Source organism: Maribellus sp. YY47, from assembly GCF_023111095.1.
GTDB lineage: Bacteria > Bacteroidota > Bacteroidia > Bacteroidales > Prolixibacteraceae > Draconibacterium.
On record NZ_JALGYW010000014.1, the window covers coordinates 22127 to 45469 of the forward strand.

General features: G+C 42.3%; 22 protein-coding genes. 7 read left to right on the forward strand and 15 right to left on the reverse strand.

What is annotated here, in order from left to right; genetic code table 11:
* Nucleotides 1–146: 146 nt before the first annotated feature.
* Nucleotides 147–554 carry a hypothetical protein gene (locus tag MR764_RS12610; protein ID WP_247979780.1) on the forward strand — a complete coding sequence of 136 codons (408 nt, stop codon included), beginning with the start codon at nt 147–149 and terminating at the stop codon, nt 552–554.
* A 232-nt stretch (nt 555–786) separates the two neighbouring features.
* Here the strand turns inward: MR764_RS12610 and MR764_RS12615 are convergent, their stop codons facing one another.
* The 11 genes from MR764_RS12615 to MR764_RS12665 all read right to left on the reverse strand — a co-directional run bounded on the left by MR764_RS12615 (nt 787) and on the right by MR764_RS12665 (nt 15123).
* A complete protein-coding gene (locus tag MR764_RS12615; RefSeq protein ID WP_247979781.1) occupies nt 787–1236 on the reverse strand; it encodes a hypothetical protein in 450 nt (149 codons plus the stop codon).
* A 117-nt stretch (nt 1237–1353) separates the two neighbouring features.
* Nucleotides 1354–2196 (reverse strand): N-acetylmuramoyl-L-alanine amidase-like domain-containing protein, encoded by an 843-nt coding sequence (locus tag MR764_RS12620; RefSeq protein WP_247979782.1) that lies wholly within the window; start codon nt 2194–2196, stop codon nt 1354–1356.
* 98 nt (nt 2197–2294) lie between these two features.
* On the reverse strand, nt 2295–3368 hold the full coding sequence (locus MR764_RS12625; RefSeq protein ID WP_247979783.1) for a VOC family protein: 1074 nt from the start codon (nt 3366–3368) through the stop codon (nt 2295–2297).
* Between the two features lie 21 nt (nt 3369–3389).
* Nucleotides 3390–4184, reverse strand: coding sequence for an SDR family NAD(P)-dependent oxidoreductase (locus MR764_RS12630; protein ID WP_247979784.1), 795 nt, complete (start codon nt 4182–4184; stop codon nt 3390–3392).
* 101 nt (nt 4185–4285) lie between these two features.
* A complete protein-coding gene (locus tag MR764_RS12635; protein ID WP_247979785.1) occupies nt 4286–5746 on the reverse strand; it encodes a sodium/proline symporter in 1461 nt (486 codons plus the stop codon).
* Between the two features lie 119 nt (nt 5747–5865).
* Nucleotides 5866–6792, reverse strand: coding sequence for a YitT family protein (locus tag MR764_RS12640; RefSeq protein ID WP_247979786.1), 927 nt, complete (start codon nt 6790–6792; stop codon nt 5866–5868).
* Nucleotides 6793–6906: 114 nt separating this feature from the next.
* On the reverse strand, nt 6907–7965 hold the full coding sequence (locus MR764_RS12645; RefSeq protein ID WP_247979787.1) for a cell envelope integrity protein TolA: 1059 nt from the start codon (nt 7963–7965) through the stop codon (nt 6907–6909).
* Nucleotides 7966–7986: 21 nt separating this feature from the next.
* Nucleotides 7987–8394 carry a biopolymer transporter ExbD gene (locus MR764_RS12650; RefSeq protein ID WP_247979788.1) on the reverse strand — a complete coding sequence of 136 codons (408 nt, stop codon included), beginning with the start codon at nt 8392–8394 and terminating at the stop codon, nt 7987–7989.
* Nucleotides 8395–8404: 10 nt separating this feature from the next.
* Entirely contained in the window at nt 8405–9097 is a 693-nt protein-coding gene (locus MR764_RS12655; protein WP_247979789.1) for a MotA/TolQ/ExbB proton channel family protein, read from the reverse strand.
* 150 nt (nt 9098–9247) lie between these two features.
* Nucleotides 9248–10627 carry a sodium:proton antiporter NhaD gene (nhaD, locus tag MR764_RS12660; protein WP_247979790.1) on the reverse strand — a complete coding sequence of 460 codons (1380 nt, stop codon included), beginning with the start codon at nt 10625–10627 and terminating at the stop codon, nt 9248–9250.
* Nucleotides 10628–10773: 146 nt separating this feature from the next.
* Nucleotides 10774–15123 (reverse strand): translocation/assembly module TamB domain-containing protein, encoded by a 4350-nt coding sequence (locus tag MR764_RS12665; protein WP_247979791.1) that lies wholly within the window; start codon nt 15121–15123, stop codon nt 10774–10776.
* 261 nt (nt 15124–15384) lie between these two features.
* Here MR764_RS12665 and tsaD point away from each other — a divergent pair, with 261 nt between their 5' ends.
* Nucleotides 15385–16413, forward strand: coding sequence for a tRNA (adenosine(37)-N6)-threonylcarbamoyltransferase complex transferase subunit TsaD (gene tsaD / locus MR764_RS12670; RefSeq protein WP_247979792.1), 1029 nt, complete (start codon nt 15385–15387; stop codon nt 16411–16413).
* A gap of 182 nt (nt 16414–16595) precedes the next feature.
* Nucleotides 16596–17288 carry a DNA/RNA nuclease SfsA gene (gene sfsA, locus MR764_RS12675; RefSeq protein WP_247979793.1) on the forward strand — a complete coding sequence of 231 codons (693 nt, stop codon included), beginning with the start codon at nt 16596–16598 and terminating at the stop codon, nt 17286–17288.
* 27 nt (nt 17289–17315) lie between these two features.
* On the opposite strand, the gene MR764_RS12680 is transcribed toward sfsA, so the two are convergent.
* Nucleotides 17316–17840, reverse strand: a complete 525-nt coding sequence (locus MR764_RS12680; RefSeq protein WP_247979794.1) for a DUF4251 domain-containing protein — start codon at nt 17838–17840, stop codon at nt 17316–17318.
* Nucleotides 17841–18043: 203 nt separating this feature from the next.
* Here MR764_RS12680 and MR764_RS12685 point away from each other — a divergent pair, with 203 nt between their 5' ends.
* From MR764_RS12685 to MR764_RS12700, 4 genes are all read left to right on the forward strand, one after another.
* Entirely contained in the window at nt 18044–18712 is a 669-nt protein-coding gene (locus MR764_RS12685) for a phenylalanine--tRNA ligase beta subunit-related protein (protein ID WP_247979795.1), read from the forward strand.
* Nucleotides 18709–19266 carry a 1-acyl-sn-glycerol-3-phosphate acyltransferase gene (locus MR764_RS12690; protein ID WP_247979796.1) on the forward strand — a complete coding sequence of 186 codons (558 nt, stop codon included), beginning with the start codon at nt 18709–18711 and terminating at the stop codon, nt 19264–19266. Before MR764_RS12685 ends, MR764_RS12690 begins: the two co-directional genes overlap by 4 nt.
* Nucleotides 19267–19398: 132 nt before the next feature.
* Nucleotides 19399–19983: a superoxide dismutase gene (locus tag MR764_RS12695; RefSeq protein ID WP_348773080.1), complete on the forward strand. Its 585-nt coding sequence runs from the start codon at nt 19399–19401 to the stop codon at nt 19981–19983.
* 21 nt (nt 19984–20004) lie between these two features.
* Nucleotides 20005–20178 carry a transcriptional regulator gene (locus tag MR764_RS12700; RefSeq protein WP_247979798.1) on the forward strand — a complete coding sequence of 58 codons (174 nt, stop codon included), beginning with the start codon at nt 20005–20007 and terminating at the stop codon, nt 20176–20178.
* Between the two features lie 902 nt (nt 20179–21080).
* Here MR764_RS12700 and MR764_RS12705 read toward each other — a convergent pair.
* The 3 genes from MR764_RS12705 to MR764_RS12715 all read right to left on the reverse strand — a co-directional run bounded on the left by MR764_RS12705 (nt 21081) and on the right by MR764_RS12715 (nt 23172).
* Nucleotides 21081–21278, reverse strand: a complete 198-nt coding sequence (locus tag MR764_RS12705; protein ID WP_247979799.1) for a hypothetical protein — start codon at nt 21276–21278, stop codon at nt 21081–21083.
* 136 nt (nt 21279–21414) lie between these two features.
* Entirely contained in the window at nt 21415–21942 is a 528-nt protein-coding gene (locus tag MR764_RS12710) for a hypothetical protein (RefSeq protein ID WP_247979800.1), read from the reverse strand.
* Nucleotides 21943–22143: 201 nt separating this feature from the next.
* Entirely contained in the window at nt 22144–23172 is a 1029-nt protein-coding gene (locus MR764_RS12715; RefSeq protein WP_247979801.1) for a leucine-rich repeat domain-containing protein, read from the reverse strand.
* Nucleotides 23173–23343: the final 171 nt, after the last annotated feature.

Genomic DNA, 23343 nt, shown 5'->3' on the forward strand with positions numbered 1-23343 from the left:
AAATTGACGATAATTTATTTAATCTCATTGGTTTGTAGCACCTGTATTGAGTTTATTTAGAATGTTTCGTTCATACAAAGAGGAGAATAGATCGGGTAGGGAATCGGGGTAATGCATAAATAGTATCTTTGAGAAAAAATCGACACATGGATTTTCCTCAGGTAACCAATAAAAATGTGGATGTTCTTTTGAACAGGGCCGAAATTGTACAACAAACAGCCGAGCAAATCATGAAAGACTTTGGAATGTTTGGCGTGGAGATTACCTTTTCAGGCAACACTGATAATGCATATGAAGAGTTGCATCATCAGCTGATTAATCAGATTGCCACGCTGGTGGAACGGAATTATGATTTGTTGTTGTCGGTTTTGTACCAGGTCGATATTACCGATCGCGAGATTAGAAAGGCCGAACAGGAATTGCCGCATTACAATCATCTTGAAATTATTGCACACCAGGTAATTGTGCGCGACCTGAAAAAGGTGTTGCTTCGGCGGTATTTTAAAATGAAAGATGCTGAAAAGGGAGAAAACTACGACGAGTTACAGGCATAAAACAATCATGATTCTCAGGAATCACCAGCAGATATGAAAGTAAAGATTTTTACTTCTATCGGGGATTTGTTTTCAATTTATAATGCAGAACACCCAATGTAGAATTCCCAATATCCAATTTTCAGGATTTTGTTGAATATTTTACATTCAAAATTGAGAATTGGATATTTTTAATATTTGACTTTCAGAAAAAAAGCGCCGGCCAGGCGCTTTTCGTTATCTGTTAGTCTACTTAGCGACCAATAACATATCTTAGGTTGATTCCAAAACCTCCGGGATGAAAATCTGTTTTTTCCACGATACTTAACTCAGGCCTCCAGTCGATACTTAAAGAAACCGGGATCGAATTAAAGCGGTATTCCAGACCAATTTCTCCGGCTGCTCCCAACCAGAAAGGATCATCAAAAACGGCATACGGGCCCACTCCCAAATACCAGTTAAATGCTTCGTCCGCAAGGGGACGATATATAAAATCCCAGATCAGATCAACTCCCATACCATCGCCAAAAGAAATGTCGCCATGGATGCGGCTAAATTTTCCGGTACTAAAAATTCCGTCGATAGCTACATTTCCTCCGGAAACATCTCCGAAACGAACTCCTATCTCCTGAGCATTTCCAGTAATAACACTTCCTAAAATGATGGTCAGGGCAAGTAAGGTTCTTTTGATTGTTTTCTTCATAGCTTCAAAATTTTACGATTTTAACAAGTTACTTAATTTCTAAAAATATGTTTAATAATAACGTGTGTTCAAAATAATTGTTTTGCGGATGTTGATTTTTGATTAACAAAATATCAATTACAACGGCCTTGCCACCATAATGCCGGTGTTACTTTTTCCGGCCGATAAATAATCGGAAAGCGGTTCCTCAGAGATCACCACTTTCATGGCTTTTGATGAAGCATGCATCAGGTGGATTCTACCATTTATTTTGACCAAAATCCCAACATGTGTAATGTCGAGCCCTTTTACAGAGGTGGTAATACCGACTATATCACCGCTTTTTAGTTGGTTCTCCATTTCGGCCACTTTGTCTTGGGGCAGGTAATACATTTGTCTTTGGCAAATGTTGGTTTCAATGTTCTTCATATCGTCCACCCACAACGGATTTGATTTTAATTGCAGGTAACTGTCGGGGTGCGTACTCATGAAATTGACTTGAAGCGGGTAGGGAGTATTACAAATTTGTTGCGATACATCCTGAATGTATCCGCTTTTTGCATTTTCAAAGATCCAGTCGCTAAAGTAGTGCAAACGCGAGGGATATTCCTTGATTTTGCCGTTACGGTACCTGAGCTGCTGCAATTCGTTGGTAAAACTTTTAAACGATGGATTCCCGCCTTTTATACTCCGCGCAATGGCAAGGCAGTTTTCTGCAAAAGTGGTGCAGTCGAGCTCGCGGAGGTTAATCACCAGCTCTTCCTTTTCCGATTCGAGGGTGTGAGCCACATAAGGCGTATTTAAAAAACTCATACCGACAGATACGACCAACTCTGATGTGGATGCCTTATTTTTTGAATCAAGGGCATCAAAAATGCTTTCCAGCAACAGCTTGTCGGCTTTGTTGTACTTTACCGGTTCTTCTGCCGGAAGTTTCCCTGTACAGAGAATAAACAGAATCAGAATGGAAGTAAATTTCATTAATCTCGAATTGTGAGTTCGAAGTTAAAGATACAATTTAAAACCGTAAGACCGCTTCTTGCGATTTTTTCCAGGGTTCAACTTATGAACAGGTGCTTTTACTTGCGATCGCGCACCCGCATAAACCGGAACATCTTCAGGATATAATCGGGCAAAGGATGATTTCCTCTTTTTCGGAAGTCGATGTACCAGCCTATTTTTTTGAGAATTGGAATTTTATGTGTTTCAACAAACTCGATCAAGGTACCTTCGGGCGCCTGGATGTAGGCAAAGTTGCCGGCGGCTTCTCCCATGTCGAACGATTCCATTGCTTTGGCGCTGTCAACCGTAAACGGATGGCCCAGGTTTTTCGTTTTTTCGCGGAAGGCATCCATGCCGTTAATATCAAAGCAAAGGTGAATAAACCCGGGATCGCCCCAGATTCTTCCTTCAAAAATATCACGCGGTTCGTAATCAACAGCCTCTACCAACTCAATCACCGATTGCCCAAAGAAAGGACTAAAAGCTCCCTGTTTTACATCGGAATGTTTTAACAGCACACGGCGGAAGGTTTTGTCTCCGCCCGGCAGGCCTTTGAAATCTTCAAACTGTCCCGTTTTATCGTAAACAATCTGGTCGTAGCTTAAAATGTCGCGGTAAACAGGGAGGCTTTCCTCCATGTTTTTTACCCCGATAATTGCCCCGATTACACCACCACTCACCGATTTTTCTTTCTTTCTGAAAACTTCCTTTTTGGTTTTAAATTCCCAGATATTCTGGTAGATGTCTTTCAGGAAAAAATGATCGTTGCCCGACGGGTCTTTGGTGATCGGTGTTAAAATATTAAGCTTTGATGCCTTGAATTTATTGTAGGCCGCCTGGATATCAGCGGTTTTTATTTTGCCTATGTTGATGCCTAAATCGCCAAGATTGACTTCGAAGGGGCAGGGTGAGGGTGTTTTACCGGTGTGTTGCCAGATCTCGAATCCGCCTCCGCCTTGCATGTTCAATGCCAGTACAGCGTGTCGTTTCCGGGGTTTTCCATCGGTGTGAGCCAGCATTAACTCTGCAGTGGCTTCTTCTTCAAACATTCTGATGTCCATCGCGAAGTGTTCGCGGTACCATTTCCATGCTTCGTTAAAATTTTCAACACCAACGCCTAATTGTTGTATGCCATTAATCTGCTCCTTCATACTCTGATCTCAATTTTAGTTTTACATGGGTTTTACACGCGACGCAAGATAATAATACAATCGAGGAATAAACCTGCGAATGTAGACCATTATTAGCTCTTTGTTGCCCACCAGTATTTCTTTCTTTTCTTTTCGTAATCCTTTGCAAATAACTTTTGCACATTGATCGGCCGGCATTCCTCCGGCCTGATTTTCATCCAGTTTACCATGTGCTTCGCCTTTGCTGTTGACTGCATTTACCGAGATGTTGGTATTGATAAATCCGGGGATGATCATCGAAACACGAATATTATTCGGTTTGTTCTCAGCCAAAAGACTTTCAAAAAAACCATGTAAAGCTTGTTTCGAGGCTGAATACGACGAACGGTAGGGGAAGCCGAACTTACCAACGATACTCGAGGTTGCGGCAAGGTGTCCTCCACCTTTGGCAATCATATCGGGTAAAATAAGTTTGGTCAGTGCAATGGTGCCAAAATAATTGATTTCAAAAATTTTTCGGTCAACATGCAAGGGTGTTTCACTTACCAGCGCACGTTGGCTGATTCCTCCAAACTGATAAAGCGCATCCGGAACAAGTCCCTGTTCTTTTACTTTATGATGTGCATTTTCGATGGAGTCGGTATTTCCAAGATCAAAGGGAACGGGATAGGCAGTGCTGCCGTTATCGTGACACATCGCGGCAACATTGTCGAGTTCCGCCTCGTTTCTGCCCGAAAGAATAAGCATACACTTTTCTTTCGATAACGCCAGTGCAACTTCTTTTCCAATCCCTGAAGTAGCTCCGGTTACCCAAATTGTTTTACCTGAAAATTCCATAGTATTTTACACGAGGCACGAAGATAACAGATTATTTACGGGCTTAAAACAATTTTCAGGAATTAACTTTACTTAATACTTTTTAATCTTGTATTTCGCTGTCATTTTGTAGTTGAATTTAGCTTTGGTTTTTCAGGAAATGCAAGGCTCAGAATCACAGCCATGGAAAATGCCAGCACATAACTTGCCAGTCTTTCTGAAATTCCTGTACCATCCACCAGCCAGGTTTTCCATACTACTGCTGAAATTGTTCCGGTTACCAGGCTGGCCAAAACTCCGACTCTCGACAGTCTTTTCCAGAAAATCAATAAAACAATGGCCGGGCCAAACGATGCGCCAATTCCGCTCCACGCGTAGGAAACCAATCCGTACACCGTATCTTCCATGGTAATGGCCAGCAGAAAACCAACCAATCCTACTCCCAGCGTCAGCCATTTGTTAAGGTTGAGCATTTTCTTTTCCTGAATTTTCTTTTTGGTCATATGCAGGTAGAAATCTTCCGTCATCGATGACGAAACCACCATTAATTGAGAAGATGCCGTTGACATCATCGCCGATACGGCCCCGGATAAAAGAATACCGGCCAATATCGGGTTTAGCAAAGTCATCACCATGACAGGCATAATTTTTTCCGCGTCGTTTGAAACGGAAGCTGCAGCTTCGCCCAGCAAACCGGCCTGAACCAGTTTATACCCGATAATCCCAATCAGAAATGCCCCAATATAGGCTAACAAAGTCCAGGAAATAGCCAGCCACCGGCTTTGCTGTGTCTCTTTTTGGCTGCGCATGGCCATCATGCGGGTAAGCAGTTGCGGCTGGCCCGTATATCCGAATGCCCAACTCAAACCGTTTAAAATGAGTAAGCCTCCACCGACCTGTTTTACCGCAGCTGCATTCAACGGAACCGTATAACTGGCTTTGGTAATTGCGGTGGCAATATCGATGTTATTGGCCGCTGCAATGCCCAGGGCGATAATGGGCAGCACCACACAGCTAATTACCATTAAAATGGCCTGAAAAGCATCGGTAGCCACTACGGTAATAAATCCTCCCAGCATGGTGTAAATGGTCACCAGCGACGAGCCGATCACCATTCCCCAGAAAGGATCAATATTGAAAGTGTCGTTAAAAATCTTTCCGGCACCGCTGAATTGCGCGGCGATGTACAACACAAAAAAGAAAATAATGATCAGCGACGAAAGAATTCCAAAACTGCGTTGTGTGCCTTTGAATTTGGCAGAGAAAAGCCCCGGTACGGTTAAAGCTCCTGTTTGTTCGGTAAGTTTTTGTAAGGGTTCAGCCAGAAAAGTCCACAAAAATAAGATGCCCGAAACACAACCTAATGCCACCCAAATAGCGGCCATCCCTTCAGTGTAGGCGAGCCCGGTTAAACCCAGCAGCAGCCAGGCTGATTCTCCCGTTGCCCTCTCTGAGAGCGCCAGTGAGAAACCGGAAATCTTCTTTCCTCCAATAACAAAATCGTTGTTGGTTTTAGAACGTCGTGCAGAATAGGCTACAATGGCTATCAGTACAAGCAGGTAGGCCACAAAGACAATAATCATACATTTTCTTTTTGTGAGTGCTTTTAAAGTTAAAAAGAAAATGCACCAGTGCAATTTTGTAGTGTTTAAACCACTAATTGCTTAGTTGGTACGAGACCTTCGAAAAACCGGCTCGTTTGCTAATCACTTACTTTTTGATTCAGGCTCTGAAAACCTTCTCCCAGAATTTCCTTGGTATCCATGATGGTGATAAAGGCATCGGGATCTATTTTGCTGATGTATTCTTCCAGAATAGCCACTTCGCGACGGCTTACCACGGTGTAAATAATTTCCTTTTCTTCATTGGTATACATGCCTTGCCCCTTGAAATACGTGCCACCTCGTTCCAGGTCGTTCAACAACTTATCCTTGATAAGCGCATGCTGCTTTGAGATAATAAAAAGGGCTTTGTTGTAGTCGGCCCCTTCGAGTGTAATATCGATTACTTTACCGGTAATGTAAATGACTACCCATGAATAGAGCGGGATCGCCCAATCGCCAAAAGCCACTAAACCAAGCAAAACGATCACCGAATCGACATAAATCATCAGACGGCCCAACTGCAGTTTGGTGTATTTTGCAATGATCATGGCAATAATATCTGAACCGCCCGAAGTAGCTCTTGATTTAAAGATCAAACCCAAACCAAAACCAGCCAGAACACCCCCAAAAACACATGACAGGAGAACGTCGTTTACCAGCGGAACATCAGCGGCAACCGGACGCATCCAGGTGATCAGGTCGTTAAACGTGGCGGTGAGTATCGAGCCCATGATGGTTTTCACTCCGAAACGCGGGCCGAGAATTTTTATTCCCGCTATAATCAAAGGAATATCAAGCAGCAGTGCAAACAATCCGATCGGAATTCCTTCGGGCCAAAAGGAAAAAACGCCTTTGGTGAGGTAGTGCACCACGATGGAAATACCATATACACCGCCCGGAATAATTTTATGAGGTGTAATAAAAAATACAAAGGAAGAAGCCAGAATAAATGATCCGACTATAATAAACAAATAGTGTTTAAACCAGAGTTTACTAAAAACTTTGTCTTTTGTCAGGAATGCCATGATCCAAAATTTTTTGCAAATGACTAATAAAGCGCGGGCAAGAACATTACTGTTATCAGAAATTATACTGCTTGTAATTTCTGCGCCGGCGGTGCAAAGGAAATAATTTTTATGCTAATCGAGAACGAATCGATAGGAGATTGTTCCCTGTTGAAAAGCAGCAGCATTTTCGTTAACGTTAAATCGGGCTTTTAGTGCTGCCTGTTTGGCTTCGTTCCAGAATTTCTGGTCCATAATCGTCGTTCCCTGAACACCCGGTTCCGCACTGGTCACTTTCCCTGTTTTATCAACGGTAACTTTAACCACAACCATTCCGGCATCGTTGCCCGGATATTGTGGTTTAGGTAATGAAATAGCCGACCGGCCGGACAGACTGAACGAAATACCTGATCCTTGGTTACCGGAACCACTGCCTCCCTGTCCGTAATTTCCGGCATTCGGATCGCCGGTGGGTACTCCCTGGTTGCCGCCCGGGAAAGTAACTCCCTGGCTTTTTCCGTCGCCACTTCCGGTTCCTCCGGTTCCGTTTCCGCTTTTGGTAAAGGCGCCCGCTGTACGCGAGTTTATTTCGTTGATTTTGCGTTGTTCTTCTTCCAAACGTTTTCTTTCGGCTTCCTCTTTTGCTTTACGTTCGGCCTCGGCCTTGGCTATTGCAGCAGCTTCGGCTTTTGCTTTGGCTTCTGCATCCGCTTTTCGCTTTGCTTCAGCATCTGCCAGTGCCTTTTTTTGCGCGTCTTCAGCTTGCTTCTTGCGGCGGTCTTCAGCCAGCTGTTCCTGTTTTTTGCGTTCTTCTTCCTTTTTCTTTTTTTCAGCAGCTTCAATGGCAACCGTTTTTTCGTAATCCTGCGTCATTACTGCTTCATTGGCCGGTTTCGGATTCGATTTTGGAGTAGTTGCAGGTGGCGGTGTTGCCGGCTGTGGTGTTGCTTTGGGCTCTTCCCGTTTGGGTGGAGCAGGAGTGGGAGTGGGCTCTTTTTGACGGGCCGGAGCCGGTTCGCGGTCACCCAATCCATTTTCTGAATTACCAAAGTTTACCAGAATACCTTCTTCCCCCGGCAATGGTAGCGGAGTAAAGAATCCAAGGAATATCATCAATAACAGCACAATCACGTGAAAAACGATGGTGCCGATAATTCCTTTTTTGCGTTCGCTGTAGTATTCTGTTTCCTTCATGTTCTGGATGCAGTGCAAATTTTATTCCGGAGCTGTTGCCAGTATCATTTTATACTTGTTCCGGCGGGCAATGTTCATAATGTTTACCACTTCTTTTACCGGCACACTCTGGTCGGCATGAAGCGAAATAAAAATGTCGTCGTTGCCTGTTCCGAATTTATTGCGAAGAAAAGGTTCAATCTCGTTAAACGATACCTTTTTCAGGCTGTTGTTGTCGTTGATGTAGTATTTCAGATCTTTTGTTATCGAGATGGTAGTGATTGGCTTTGCAGCTGTTTGATTGTTGCTTTGCGGCAACAACAATTTCAGCGCATTCGGAGCAATCAATGTCGATGTAACCATAAAGAATATCAGTAAAAGAAAGACAATGTCAGTCATCGACGACATACTAAATGATGCATCTACTTTATTTCTTTTTTTTAACGCCATTGAAATTGAATTATACCGGTTCGTTCAACAGATCCATAAATTCAGAAGTAGTAGCTTCCATTTTGAAAACCACTTTTTCTACATTCGAAACCAAAATGTTATAGGCAAAATAAGCGATGATACCCACTACCAGTCCGGCAACCGTGGTTACCATGGCCTGATAAATACCGGTGGAAAGTAAGGTTACATCGATGTTGTTTCCTGCATTCGACATATCGTAAAACGCCTGGATCATCCCCATTACTGTACCGAGGAACCCGATCATGGGTGCGCCCCCTGCAACCGATGCAAGAACCGGAAGACCTTTTTCGAGTTTTGAGATTTCGAGGTTACCTACATTTTCGATGGCTGTATTTACATCGGTTAACGGACGGCCAATTCGGCTGATTCCTTTTTCAAGCATCCGCGAACCCGGATTGGGATTGCTGCGGCAAAGTGCAATGGCTGCATCAATTTTACCGGTTGAAATGTAAACTTTTATTTTGTCGAGTAAACCCGAATCAAATTTGCCTGCTTTTTTGATGGCAAAATAGCGGTCGAAAAAGATATAAACCGCCACCACCGACAAAGCCAGAATCGGGATCATGATCCAGCCACCTTTTAAGGCCAGGTCAATAAATTTGGTCGAAATTCCTTCGGGTTCAGTAACCGCAGCTTCCACGCCTTGCGGAAGATCAGTTTGGATCATCAGTAGATTCAACATATTTTTTTAATAATATTTTACAATTCTTATCAATAGAAACGGGGTATAATATCAATTATTATACCCCGCAAAAGTAACTAATATTTTAAATGCTTTCTGAGTCTCAATTGCGCATAAGAACGGAGTTATGAACAATCGGGTATTAATTCATTATAAGCCGAATTCGATGTAATAGAAGGCAGCTCCTGCCAGATAACCCACTAAAGCCAGCCATGAGATTTTTTTCAGGTACCAGATAAAATCGATTTTTTCGAGTCCCATTGCTGCAACACCGGCTGCCGATCCGATAATCAACATACTGCCTCCGGTACCGGCGGTATAGGCCAGGAATTCCCAGAATGCGCCATCCTGAACAAAGAAAGCATCGTAACCGGTAACTCCAATTTCGTGTACAGGATACATACCCATAGCTCCGGCTACCAATGGAACGTTGTCGACTACCGACGAAAGTACACCAATGGCAAGGTCGATCAGGAAAATGTTCCCCAGTTTGTCGTCGAGGAATTTTGACAAAATACTCAGGTGGCCTGCCGACTGCAAAGCAGCAACTGCAGAAAGAATACCCAGGAAGAAAAGTACGGTTGGAACATCTACACGACGAAGAATGGCCGTTACTTTCAACTTGTTTTTTACCTCTTTTGGCTTGTCTTTGTGAACGATTTCACTTACGACCCATAACACGCCCAGCGCAAGTAGCATTCCCATATACGGAGGAAGATGAGTTAGCGTTTTGAAAACCGGAACAAACAACAGGCCTCCAACACCCAGAATAAGGAACAAAATGCCTTCTTGTTTTGAAACGTAGTTTTCTTCTTCTTCGTCGATGATTGGACGGGTAACGTTTCCTTTCATTGTAAACGAAAGAATACCCAACGGCACTACCATGCAAAGAAGACTGGGAATAAATACTCCCATGATAATTTTAGCGGCAGTAATCTGTCCGCCAATCCAGAGCATAATCGTGGTTACGTCTCCAATGGGCGACCACGCTCCACCGGCATTGGCTGCCAGTACAACCATACTGGCAAAAAACCAGCGGGTTTGTTTGTCGTCGATCAGTTTACGCAATAAAGCCACCAGCACAATGGTAGTAGTCAGGTTATCCAGCAATGCTGACATAAAGAAAGTCAGGAAGCTGAGTATCCAGAGTAATTTTACCTTGTTGGTTGTCTTGATTTTATCTGTAATGATCTTAAATCCTTCGTGCTGGTCAACCATCTCAACAATGGTCATTGCTCCCATTAAAAAGAATAAGATCTCGGAAATTTCTCCCAAATGGCGAATAATTTCGTATTCTACAATAAATTCATGAATGGCATGCAAGCCATGTGCATCGGGGTTTTCGGCCAGAAATGTGCTCCAGGCCGGACTAAAACCGAGATGTATTATCGATTCTCCTCCGAGGATGTAGGCAACCCAGCACAGGGAACCAATAATTAAGGCTGACGCTGCTTTGTCAACCTTTAGTGGATGTTCAAGTGCTATAGCCGTATAGCCCAGAACAAAGATCACAACCATTAATACAAACATAGTATTGATTTTAAAAGATTAAGTTTTGTCATTAATCGAGACCACAAAATTATTTTTTGAGATGGATATAAAAAGAAATTTTATCAGGAATTTATAAACGTTTAAACTAATAATCAGAAATTTAATCTTTCCGGTATTAATTCCGTTCATTTCTTTTTCCTGAAAAGACTGGTAAATTTTTGATATAAATCGTTAAGCGTGTTGTATTCTTCGGTGAAAGACAGGCCAATTCCTTGGGTATAGGGCGCTGTTTCGTAGAACAGGTTGTTGTTGGAACGGCTGTACGCTTTCAACTGAACTTTACCATTCGGAACAAGTTTTACATTGATTTCGAAATCACCTACAATCTGGCTGTTGTTGGTGCTGTATTGATTGGCATTGTTGCCGATATTTCCGTTTAAGGTAACACGGTCGTTGAAAATTTGTGTACTCAGTGCCAGTTCAATTTCATCGTCGCTCACCTGGGTGCCTGGACGATAATTTACACCTACATCCCAGTGATCGTTAATTTGCGACAGCCAGTTACTAAGTTGATTGGAAAATAGTTCACTCGCTGTAGTGCCCAGCATGTTATTGTTCTGGGCTTCGTAGGTTCCCCTGAGGTATTCCGGGGTGTAGAATTTTCCCATTACAATCAGCGAAAGAATCTGTTTGTTCAGCTCTTCTTCAGTATTAAAGAATTGTTGCAAATCGTCTTTATCTCTTTCGTTAGCGTTCGGAAATTTAATGTCGAAACCAATGGTAGGATTGGATAATTCATCTTCGAGGTGAATAATACATTCCACTTGAATTCTCTGATTCTGCGCCGTATTGTTTGCGTTGTTCATAAACAAATCATACAGCGAAGCTTTCAGTTTGTAGATGGCTTTCAGATCGATGTTGGCATTGTAAGGGTCACCCGACCATACTATGGAACCGCCCGGTTCGATGGTGAACCGCTTGTTGATCACATTTTGAAGGGTGAAAAGATAATCTCCGCGTGTGGGTTTGTAATTGCCCGACAAGTAAATGTCTCCGTCTTCTGTCATTTCGAAAACCAGTAATCCTTCGCCCTGGGCTTTTATCACATCTCCGATTTGCGAGTTGTAGATCAGCTGAACTTTGGCATCAGATGTCGCCTCAACCGATAAACTCAGGTTTAATTTGTCTTCTTCCTCGGGTTTTACCTGGTAAAATGCAGGTACTTCGGTTTCGTTAGGGACAACAAATTCGATGAAATCATATTTCTCCACCTCGCTCTCGCTTTCCATCGATATGTTGACTTCCGTGCCTGATAAAGAGGTCATCGAACCACTTAACCGGACCGATCTTCCTTTTCCCGTAATATCGAGTCTTCCGCGGGCAACGGCCGTTCCGTAAAATTTTTCGTTGTCGCGTGGGCCGGTGTTCAAAGCTTTGATTCGGTTGGTGGTGGCATGCAAATCATAGATCATGTTCCCGAAATTGTGATGAACGATGGTGCCAAAGAATTTTCCCTGGTTTTTCTGAGCGTCAAATACCGTTAAATTGTCAAAAAGAATAGTATCGTTTTTGAAATAAACACTATCGTTAAAGGTATACAGAACCTGTGTTGCCACAATGGTTACCCCCGCATTTATGCCCATTAATGCCCCGTTCAGCAGAACTTTGTCGATTGAGCCGCCAATGTTTACTTTTCCCGAACCGTAGCCCTTAAAGTTGGAAAAACTTTCGCCCATAAAAGTTTCGAGCACAATCAGTGAAACACTGTCGAAACTTGCATCGAAGTTCAGTTGTTTTGATGATGGAAGGTAATTCCCGAAGGCATCAAGACTCAATTTGTTGTTGCGTACGACCTTTAACCGCGAATCAATTTTAGATTGACTGCTGTTCCAGTGGCTAACCAGCGAAACATCGCCCATCAACTGGTCGCGGTAATAAAAATCATCGATCGAAAGGTCGGAGAGTATTGCCGGTTTATCAAATAAATTGGCAAATCCGAATGTGCCGTTAACGAGGCCTTTTATTTCAAGATCTTGTTTCGTGTAGACACTCAGGTCTGCAAGATTGATGTTTTTCAGCCGCAGGTTCAGTAAATCGGCACGTCCTTCGTTAGTTCGGCCATCCACCGCAATTTGCTGACCCCGGTTATAAATCAGAAAATTGTTTACCGACATGGATGACGAATCGATGGTAACCGAAAAGGGTGAAATGTTCCAGACCGAATCAGCAATAAATATTTTCGACTCCTGTCCTTCAATTACCACCTTCAGGTTATCAGTGCTGTCTGATTTCGAAAAGAGGGTACGCGATTTTATCGAACCGCTGTACGTTAGTTCGTCATAATTACTCCACGAAATGGTGTTTCTGAGCTCATCGTTCGCCAGTTCAGAGTCTATTCTGAAATTGTAAAGCTGAATGTCGTTGTCAACCCGAATTTCGCCAAACCTGAATTTAGAGGAGTACTTATTTCCAATGGCTTTGTTCCCAATAAAAATATCGCGGGCGAGAATGCGGTTGTAACGTACGCCGGGGATACTTCCTTCGAGATCAATTTCCTTTTTTGAGGAATCGAACTTCCCGTATAAAAGGAAAGGAGTGTCAAGTTCCAGCCCGGGAACAAAGATATTGGCCAGGGGATTGATGTCTTTTATGTCGACCTTGAAATCGAATTGATTGGCAAAGCCGTTCCCCGTGTCTTTAATCTCGTATGATGGAATAAAACGATGTACGGTTTGTTGAATCGCATCGGCAATACTTCTGAAATGGTAGCTTCCGGCAATGGCGATATCCATTAATCCGGAGCTGAACGAAAGCGAATCGATGCCATTCTTTTTGTTGGTTCTAAGGCTCATTCCGCCCAAATCGAACGATCCGTTTCTGTTTTTGTAGTAGCCTTCGTCTATGTTGATTATGCCATCAAGATTATCCAGTGTTGTGCCTTTGAAATTGGCATTCATGTTAAATGCCAGTTCTGCATTCGGGAATTGTTTAAACAGGTTGAGTTGCGCCGGACGGGCTTTATTCAGCTGAAGTGTAAAATCGAATTCAGGAATGGAGCTGTTCAGGTCAACCTGACCAAGAAAAGAGAACTGCAGGTTTGAATCGTTCATCACAAACAGCCCGTCAAACATCTTATCCAGCAGAATGCCGTCGAATTGAATGTCGTTAAACGGATAGTTATTGACCTCAATGGTTTTGATATTGCCTTTAAATATCCCCGACATCGATTCGTCATATTGGTTATATTTTCCATCCACGGAGCCGTTAAAGGTGAGTTTGCCCAGAGTTTCTTCGCGGAAAAGTTTTCCGAGCTGAAAATTACTGGTGGCAATGTTTCCCCGGTATATAATGGAGCCTTCTTTCTCCGGCGCTACCAAAATGTCGGTGGTTAGCTTTCCTACTTCACTTTGAAGCGTACCGAATGTAACGAAATCGTCAAGGAATCCGCTAAAGTTTCCTTTGAATTGCAGGAGCCCCGCCTGGTAAAACCCACTGGGGAACTGCAGGTAGTTGATTTTGGCTGAACGGGGTAAGCGTATATTCGAAAGGTCGTTAAAAGTAGTGGTAGATTCCTTTACATCAACAAACAGGTACATGTGTTCGGGATGAAGCAGGTCGTTAATGTAGAAATCAATATCGCCACGGGTATTTTTACCGGTACTAAATTGAATGTTTTTCCCTTTCAGGTCATTAAAATCGCCAAAGATCTGCCCCGACAGCTCAACCACCTGATCCATTCCGCTTAACGCAGGGATGATTTCTCCAAGTTCCCTGAAATTGATGATGGAGGAAGGAATTTGAAAATCAATTTTTAACGGCGAGCGCACCGAGTCGATCACCGACGGCAAGTCAAGCGTTAAAGCCGAGTTGGAGATTTGGGAACTTCGGCTCTCAAAACTCCAGTTGCTGACTTCTATTTTTTGAGGCGAGATTGCAACTTGAGCGCTCATGTTTTCGAACCGGATATTTTGATTCGATGCCAGTTTTAGCTGATCTATCCGAAATGTTGTAAAATCATCCTGGCTTTTAAAGTCGGAGACGTCCAGGTTCAGGTCGTCGATAAGAAGATCGTTAAACGAGTTGTCCGCCTTATCGGAATAGCGAATTTGAAGCGTATTGAAATGGAACGTTTTACAAGCGAAAAGCCAACTTGCACCAGTGGTTTTCGCCGTATCGGCAAACGCATTCAAAATAAAACTGAAGTTATAACAATCGGCAGAATCGCGCGAAAGGTTGAGCTGATTTCCCTTAAAACTGAGTTCGCCGATATTAAGGAAATGTTTGCGAAATCGCAGGGTGTCGATTTTTGCCGAGATTTCCTGTGCAAAAAGGAGCGTGTCGCTGTTCTGATCTTCAATCAGAATGTCTTCGAGTTGGAGCGAACGAAAAAAGCGGATGTCGACACGTCCAACACTGATTTTAGCATTCAGTCGTTCCGATAAAGCAGTGGCAATTCGCTGGGTAATAATCGTCTGTACCTTGCTGTTTTGAATGACAAGATAGCCCGCAATTGGCAGTACAATCAGTACCGACATTACAATGATGAATATTTTCCAGCGTTTTTTAATAGTTTTGCAATTTTTAAACGAACATACCCTTTTTCGGAAAAAATAAGCCTTGCGAAATCGTTCTTTTATGAACGACGACATTTTAATAACGCAAAGATATAAACCAGGGGCAATTGTTGTTGTTTAAATAGAACGTAAAATCAGAAAAAACAGATACCCGGAACGGGATAAATATCCGGGAGAAAAATTAAAAATTGCAGTACTCAGGCAATGAACAATTTAAGTGAAATGGAAAATAAAGGAATTACGATATTAGGCATTGAGTCTTCGTGCGATGATACATCGGCAGCTGTTATTCGCGATGGTATGATTTTGTCGAATGTAGTGGCTAACCAAAGAGTGCACGAGGAATACGGTGGCGTGGTTCCTGAATTGGCATCGCGCGCACATCAGCAAAATATTATACCGGTTGTTGAAACTGCTATCAAACGTGCGGGTATCGACCGAAATGAAATTTCTGCAGTGGCTTTCACACGTGGTCCCGGTTTGCTGGGATCGTTGTTGGTAGGTACGTCGTTTGCCAAAGGTTTTTCGCTGGCGCTAAATGTCCCGCTGATCGAAGTGAATCATTTGCAGGGACATGTACTGGCACTTTTTATCCGGGAGAACGGGGTGGATTATAATCCTCCGAAATTTCCGTTTTTATGCCTGCTGGTGTCGGGAGGAAACTCTCAGATTATTCTTGTACGCGATCATCTTCACATGGAAGTGATCGGGCAAACCATTGACGATGCAGCCGGCGAGGCCTTTGATAAATGTGCCAAGGTAATGGGACTGCCATATCCCGGCGGGCCACATGTCGATAAACTGGCCAAAGAAGGTAATCCGCTTCGTTTTGAATTCAGCCGTCCGCGCATTCCCGGGCTCGACTACAGCTTCAGCGGTTTAAAAACCAATTTCCTGTATTTCCTTCGCGATGAAATCAGGAAGAACGAAAACTTTGTGGAAGAAAATAAAGCCGATCTTTGCGCTTCACTGCAATATACCATTATCGAAATCCTTCTGAATAAGCTAAAGAAGGCAGCCAAAGAAACCGGTATTAAGGAAATTACTGTTGCCGGGGGTGTTTCTGCGAACTCAGGTTTGAGAAATGCATTGATGGAGAATGCGAAAAAACACCATTGGAACCTGATTATTCCGAAATTTGAATATACCATGGACAATGCCGCAATGATTGCGATAACCGGGTATTATAAGTTTTTAAAGCAGGAATTTGTGGAGCAAAGTACCGTTCCGTTTGCCCGCACACAGCTTTAGTCGCTGGTCAATAATATTTGGGTATTATTAATAATTTTTGATTGAAATGATGACAGATTGATGGAACGAAACGAATCTAAATCAATCTGTCTCAATCTATTTTCAATCTATTTTCAATCTCTCTTCAATCTTTCCTCGTTAGATCGTTTATAACAGTCAGTTGGGCTTTAATACTTTTTTCAATGGTTTTTCAGCAAGAATTGGTACATGGCACATTAATTAAAAGGTACAAGCGGTTTCTGGCCGATGTTACTTTAGATGATGGCTCGGTGGTAACGGCGCACTGCACCAATTCAGGCACCATGAAAAGCTGTTTGGAAGAAGGTGCCGAAGTTTATCTTTCGCCGGCAGGCGACCCCAAACGCAAAACCCGTTTTACCTGGGAGATGATCAAAATAAACGATGGCTGGGTGGGGATAAATACTTCCAATCCGAACTTGTTGGCTTTTGAGGCCATTTTAGAAGGCAAGATTCCCAGACTGGAAGGTTATACCCAGGTTCGCAGGGAGGTAACGTTTGGAGACTCGCGCTTTGATGTCTACGCCGAAAATGATACCGAAAAATGCTTTGTTGAAGTAAAAAATGTTTCGCTGAAAGAAGGGAACTATGCTTTGTTTCCCGATGCTGTAACCACCCGCGGGCAAAAACATCTGATAACGTTGATGGAAGTAAAAAAGCAGGGAATGCGGGCAGTTATGCTGTACATTATTCAGCGTTGCGATGTGGCGGTCTTTGCCCCGGCAGTGGAGATTGACCCGGCCTATGCTGCGGTATTAAAAGAGGCTGTAAGCGCCGGGGTGGAAGTTATTCCGATGCAGGCTTTGGTTACACCCGCTGAAATACGGTTGATTCGGAAACTTCCGTTTGAAATATAAAAAAAGGAATCCTAACGGATTCCCTTTCTATTTTTCTTTCTTGTCTTTCTCAACATCGGTAATTTCGCCCTGAAACGAAATGTGTTGCCTGTCGGTGCTGTTTATGCTCAGCGTGGCAGATCCTGTCGATGCAATGGTGAGGGTAAACTGCATAAAGTCGCTATTGTTTTTGACATTAAAATTGACAATCCACCCACCTTTTTTCCATTCCTGGATATTGTAACTGTCAATCTCCGAATTAAAATCGAGGGGCGACTTGTTGCTTCCGTATTCAGCTTTATAAGCTCTTCCATAGAAGGGAAGATAGCATTCGATTTTGTCGGATAGAAAATCCATCCCATAGTCGGTTATCAGGGTTTTGCTCTGTCCGGTCGCCGGCAGCATTCTTTCGGCATCGAAGCGCCAGGTCTTGTCTGACATTAACTGTTGGATATGTTCTTTTTTTACGGCTTCAGTTTTTACCTTTTTTTCTTTTTTTGTCATTTTGGTTTCCTGAGCACTTAAGGCAATTGCTGCTCCAAAAATCAAGGCTATCAGAATCATGTTTTTCATCATCTTGAATTTTAATTGTTAAACAGGAACTTAAACGATAAAATCCTTCCTTTTCATACAAATTTTATACCATTGGTGTTACGTGTTTTCCGTTGGTTTGTTGTAATCGGGTTGGTTTTTTCAATGCACATTTTTACAAAAGTCGTTTCAGAATATTAGTTTTGAAGTCTGTTATAAGAACGAGAGAATTCACAGATAGATTTATGCCTGCAATTAGTATTTCAACAGAACTGGCTTCAAAAGTTCCTGCTTTGCAATTATCGTGTATCGAGTGCGAGGTGAGGATGACGGATACAGATGAAAAGCTGTGGACACGGATGAAGGGCAAGATTGATGAGTTGCATTCACGCCTGGAAATCGGTGATGTCAGTCAGATTCCGGCTATCGCATCCTCGCGGAAAGCCTACAAAGCCTGCGGAAAAGATCCGGCACGTTATCGGTTGTCGGCAGAAGCGCTGCTCCGGAGGGTGGTAAACCGGGGAGAGCTTTACCAGGTTAACAATGTGGTGGATTGCCTGAATCTGGTGTCCATTTCAACCGGATTTTCGATTGGCGGCTACGATGCAGATAAAATCAACGGAGATGTGGTTTTTGGAATCGGAAAAAACGATGAACCCTACAAAGGAATTGGCAGGGGAGAACTGAACATTGAATTTATGCCGGTTTTCAGGGATGAAGCCGGAGCCTTTGGCACTCCCACCAGCGATTCGGTGAGAACATCGGTAAGCGCCGAAACCAAACGTTTCCTGATGATTATAATTGATTACGCCGCTTCCAATGGATTGGATGAAGCTACAATTTTGGCGCAGGAACTATTGAAAGAATATGCAGGAGCAACAAATTTTAAATTAAAAAAGGTAGACACAAAATGAAAGGACTTTGCAAATTTATAATGAAGCTGATGGGATGGAAAGGAGTTTATGAAGGAATGCCTGATGTCCCGAAATGTATTATTATCGGGGTGCCACATACCAGTGCCTGGGATTTTGTGATTTCCTGGTTGTATTATACTTCAGCCGGAAGAACAGCGAATATTCTGATCAAAAAAGAATTTTTCTTTTGGCCCCTGGGGTATTTTGTAAAGAAAATGGGTGGCCTTCCGATTGACCGTTCCCGCGGTGCAAACGTAATCCGGCAAACCATTCACACCATCAATGAGCTCGATTATATTCATTTGGCCATGACACCTGAAGGGACAAGAGCCTTCACTAAGAAATGGAAAGCAGGCTTTCATATTATCGCCCGCGAAACCGGAATTCCGGTGTATCTCGGTAGCTTCGACTGGGGAAGAAAGATCATTTCAACCGGCGAGCTGTTTGAGCTGACAGATGATGCAACGGCCGATATTAACCGAATGAAGGCCTATTACCGGGAAAAGGGAATTAAAGGGAAATTCCCGGAAAACTTCTGCACCGATCCGCAATAAGCGATAAAGCAAGCCCCAATAGGGTACGTTGAACCTTATTTATACCTGTTCAAAATTAGCTTGAAGCCCAATCTTTTTTCTTACTAATACGTTATACCTTTACATAAAAATCAACAACTTTTAAATTTTATAATTATGGCTTTTAGTTTACCAGAACTTCCATATGCTGCTAATGCATTGGAACCGGTGATCAGTGAAAATACCATCAACTTTCACTACGGGAAACACCATCAGGCATACGTAACCAATGTAAATAACCTGATTGTGGGAACAGCGTTTGAAAATGCCAGTCTTGAAGAAATTATTCGGAAAGCCGACGGCGGAATTTTTAACAACGGAGCACAGGTGTGGAACCACACGTTCTATTTCATGCAGTTTAGTCCCGACGGGTGCAAAGAACCCAAAGACGAACTTAAAGCAGCGATCGATGCCAAATTTGGTTCGTTCGATGCGTTTAAAGAAGCGTTTTCGAAGGCAGCTGCCACTTTGTTTGGATCGGGTTGGGCCTGGTTGGTGGTGAGCGAATCGGGCGAACTCGAAATTGTGCAAACCAGCAATGCCGGAAATCCGCTGCGCGACGGTAAAAAGCCTTTACTGACCTGCGATGTATGGGAACATGCCTACTACCTCGACAAGCAGAATGCACGTCCGAAATACATCGAAGATTTCTGGAAAATTGTGGATTGGAAAGTGATCTCGGAACGTTTTGGAAAATAACCGTCAATAAAAGATAAAATCATGAGTGAAGAAAAAGTAATGGCGGCAATGAAAGCTGCCGGAAAACCCATGAGCGCGGGGCAGATAGCCGAAGCAGCCGGCCTTGATAAAAAAGTAGTGGAAAAAGCAATGAAAGTACTGAAAGCAGAGGAAAAAATCGTTTCTCCCAAACGTTGTTACTGGGAACCGAAATAAACAGAGAAGGAAATTCATGAAGAGGCTGTCTTTTTTAGGCAGCCTTTTTTATGAAAGTCAATCAACGAAAGACAGCTATTTTTCGTCCGGAAGTCTTATAAATCTACGATCAACTAACTGTTCCGGACGATTTCCCTTCGGCCATTTCATCCCGGTGTTTCACACCGGGTTAATCACATTCGACGCTTTCAGCGCCATAAAAAGTTAAGTGTTCAAACATTACTGTCCGGTTAACTCTACTTAAGTTTGTAATTCTGCTCAATATCCCGAAGGGATAAAATAAGATTAACCTCGGGTGAAACCCGGGGGTGATATGTATAAGCGATTCAAGGCACAATCGCTTTATGCGCCTTGTAATCTAACTGCTTTTATGAAATGCTGTCGACAAGCCACACTTAAACATTGCAAACATCGATTTTTCCCTTTTCGCTGGCCTTGAAAATCAATACAGGCCTTGGAAAGGCAACTATTTCGACAATTAAATTTATTACGCTGCGCTGCAGCTTAACGGTCTTTCTTGTCTTGTTTGTCTATAAATATTTTGCTGCTCTGCAGCTGTTTTTGAGCAACAGCGTTGCGATACTATTTATAGAAAATTCCAGATGAGAAAAAATTAGCCCCATCGGGGCGAAACATTCAGGAAGAGCAAAACTGAAAAGATATATATCTTTCATATCTGTTGGCGATTCCTGAGAATCATGATTGTTTTTTGACAGTTTCTCAAAGAACAATAACAAAATACGGTTATAATATTCAGACTCACCCTGATCCGCGAGTACTCGGGATCGTCCCTCTCTACGTGTAGAGAGGGAGAAGAGGGAGAGTAAAAGCAGAAATTAATAATGCCTCCGTTTCTGTTGGTAACTCAATGAATCATGAATGTATTGCAGCTACCAGCAGCCCTATTTCTTTCGGTTTTTGCGCTTGAACCCAATGTACAGCAATATAATTAATGCCGGAACAATAATAAATACGATAATATTTACCAGATCGAATTCGAGCGGTTCGGGCTGCCCGTAAGGAACACCACTGGGGGCCTGGGCCATCGATTGAATAGCGACAAGCAGGAATGCAGTCAGTAAGAAATAGTTTCGTAGCATATCGGTAGTTGTTACATTGTTTTCACTACCAATAAAGCAAATGGAGGGTACGGTTTGTTCATTCGGTGGTTTGCTGCCCAATGGGCTTAACGCCTAAGTACATGTAGCGTTGATGCAACAGGGCGCTTGGTTGTGTTTAGTATTTTTCAAACTTTAAATGCTCATTTAGATAGTATTTTCTTTTCACTACTGCGCAATCCAAGGCTTTGTATAAATCAGCTATGGCAGAATTGGCTTCTTCGGTGTAGACCCCTTTATTTTTAAAACAGGGTGACGTAATTATAAAATAATCTGCTGTCTCGCCGAAATAAACAGGGATGCAATGGGAGAGGTATTGCTGCGACTTAATGAATTTCGACAATTCATTCTTACGACTGATCGGGTATAAATTCAAGATCAATGCAGGATTCACCCTTTCCTGTCCAATGCTGTTCATGTTCTCAAATTCTCTGTTCGGGTGGTAATATTTAACAATGGCCTCCGGGGTAGGCGTATGTTTGGGAATGTCATCTTCCGGGAAGTTTTCTTTGATAATTTGGCATTCCCATCCGTCGGGTACAAGCTCGCAAAAAACGTTTGTTTTACATTCTGCTGTATCCTGACCATGGCTTAGCATTGTCAGCAACACCAATGTTAGCATCAAAATAAAGGGTATTGGTTTCATATGTTTAGTATTTGAATGAATCGCAGTAAATTTTTCTACTTAGCCGGCGCAGATTCCTGCCTGTCGCAGACGGGTGTAATCTGTGCCTCAGCCAAAGGCTGAAAGCAGCATTTTTCAATCCTTACGGATTGCACACGGTTGCAAATTGGCGCGAGCGGGTGGACTGTTAGCTCACCGGTCCTCTTTTCGGTTAACCAATTTTTAAAATTTAATCATTTCTATATTATTTTCCAGATAATACTTTATTCGTTTGTTTTTCTCTGTTGAAAAATCAATTGGGTTACATTTTAAATCGATACTAATCCCTGGTATACCATATCTTGCTTTATCCTGAAAAGCTCCATTTTTTACCAAGTGTAGTATTACTTTAATATCGGATATCCTATTGTTCGAAGCAAACAAGGATTTTAAACCAGTCATCTTGTGTAGAACAGATATATCTGTTATTTGATTATTGAAGATAAATAAATCTCTCATTTTCGTGCAATCTTTGAGGTAGTCAATGTTTTTGATATTGCACCCGGCAATTGATAGTACCCTCAATGTTTCACTAAAATCTGATAGTATTTCGGGATTAGAGATTGGATTAAAAGGAATCCAAATAACATCCAGTTTTTTGCAATTTTTTAGTGGGGAAATATCCCTTATTTGGTTTCGACCTAAATTTACTTCTTTAAGGTTTATAAGATTATTAAAAACACTGATGTCACTAACATTGTTATCCCATAAACAGATATCAACAAGGTTTGTTAAATTTGATAATGGAGATACATCCGATACGTTATTCATGTATAATGTGAGATATCTTAGTTTTGTCAGATTTCTCAATGGTTCAATGTTTTCAATTTGATTATTTTGAGCCATTAGCCTTTCAAGGTTGTGTAAGTCTTGGAGTGGAGTTAAATCTGATATAGAATTAAAACTTACATACAATTTTTTTAAATTCTTAAAATATTGTAATCCATCAAGTGACTTTATTTTTTCTGAATATTTTGCCGACTTTTCAGCATTAAGAACGAGTTTTTTTACAGTATCAGCTATTGCTATGTTTATTTGTTGAGTCGAATCAAGAAATAATGCAGCTTTTATTTTTTTCTCCAGTATAGAGTCGCTAAAATGTATATTTTCAGTTGAATCAATAATAAGTCTTTGTGGGGCTGAACCTGTAAAGGTAGGGTCGGATTTATATTTATTTTCTTTTTGTATAGATTGCTCTTCAAAATTAGCCATCTTTTTTTGTGAAGTACACGATGTTGCAATTACCAGAATAACCAGAATGCAATATTGAAATTTTCCCATATGGTTTATAGTTTTTAATCGCTTGTACGTTGATTTTAATCCGTTCCTTCGCCAACAACTAAAAGCTGCATTTATACATCTTTGCGGAGGGTGCAATGGTTG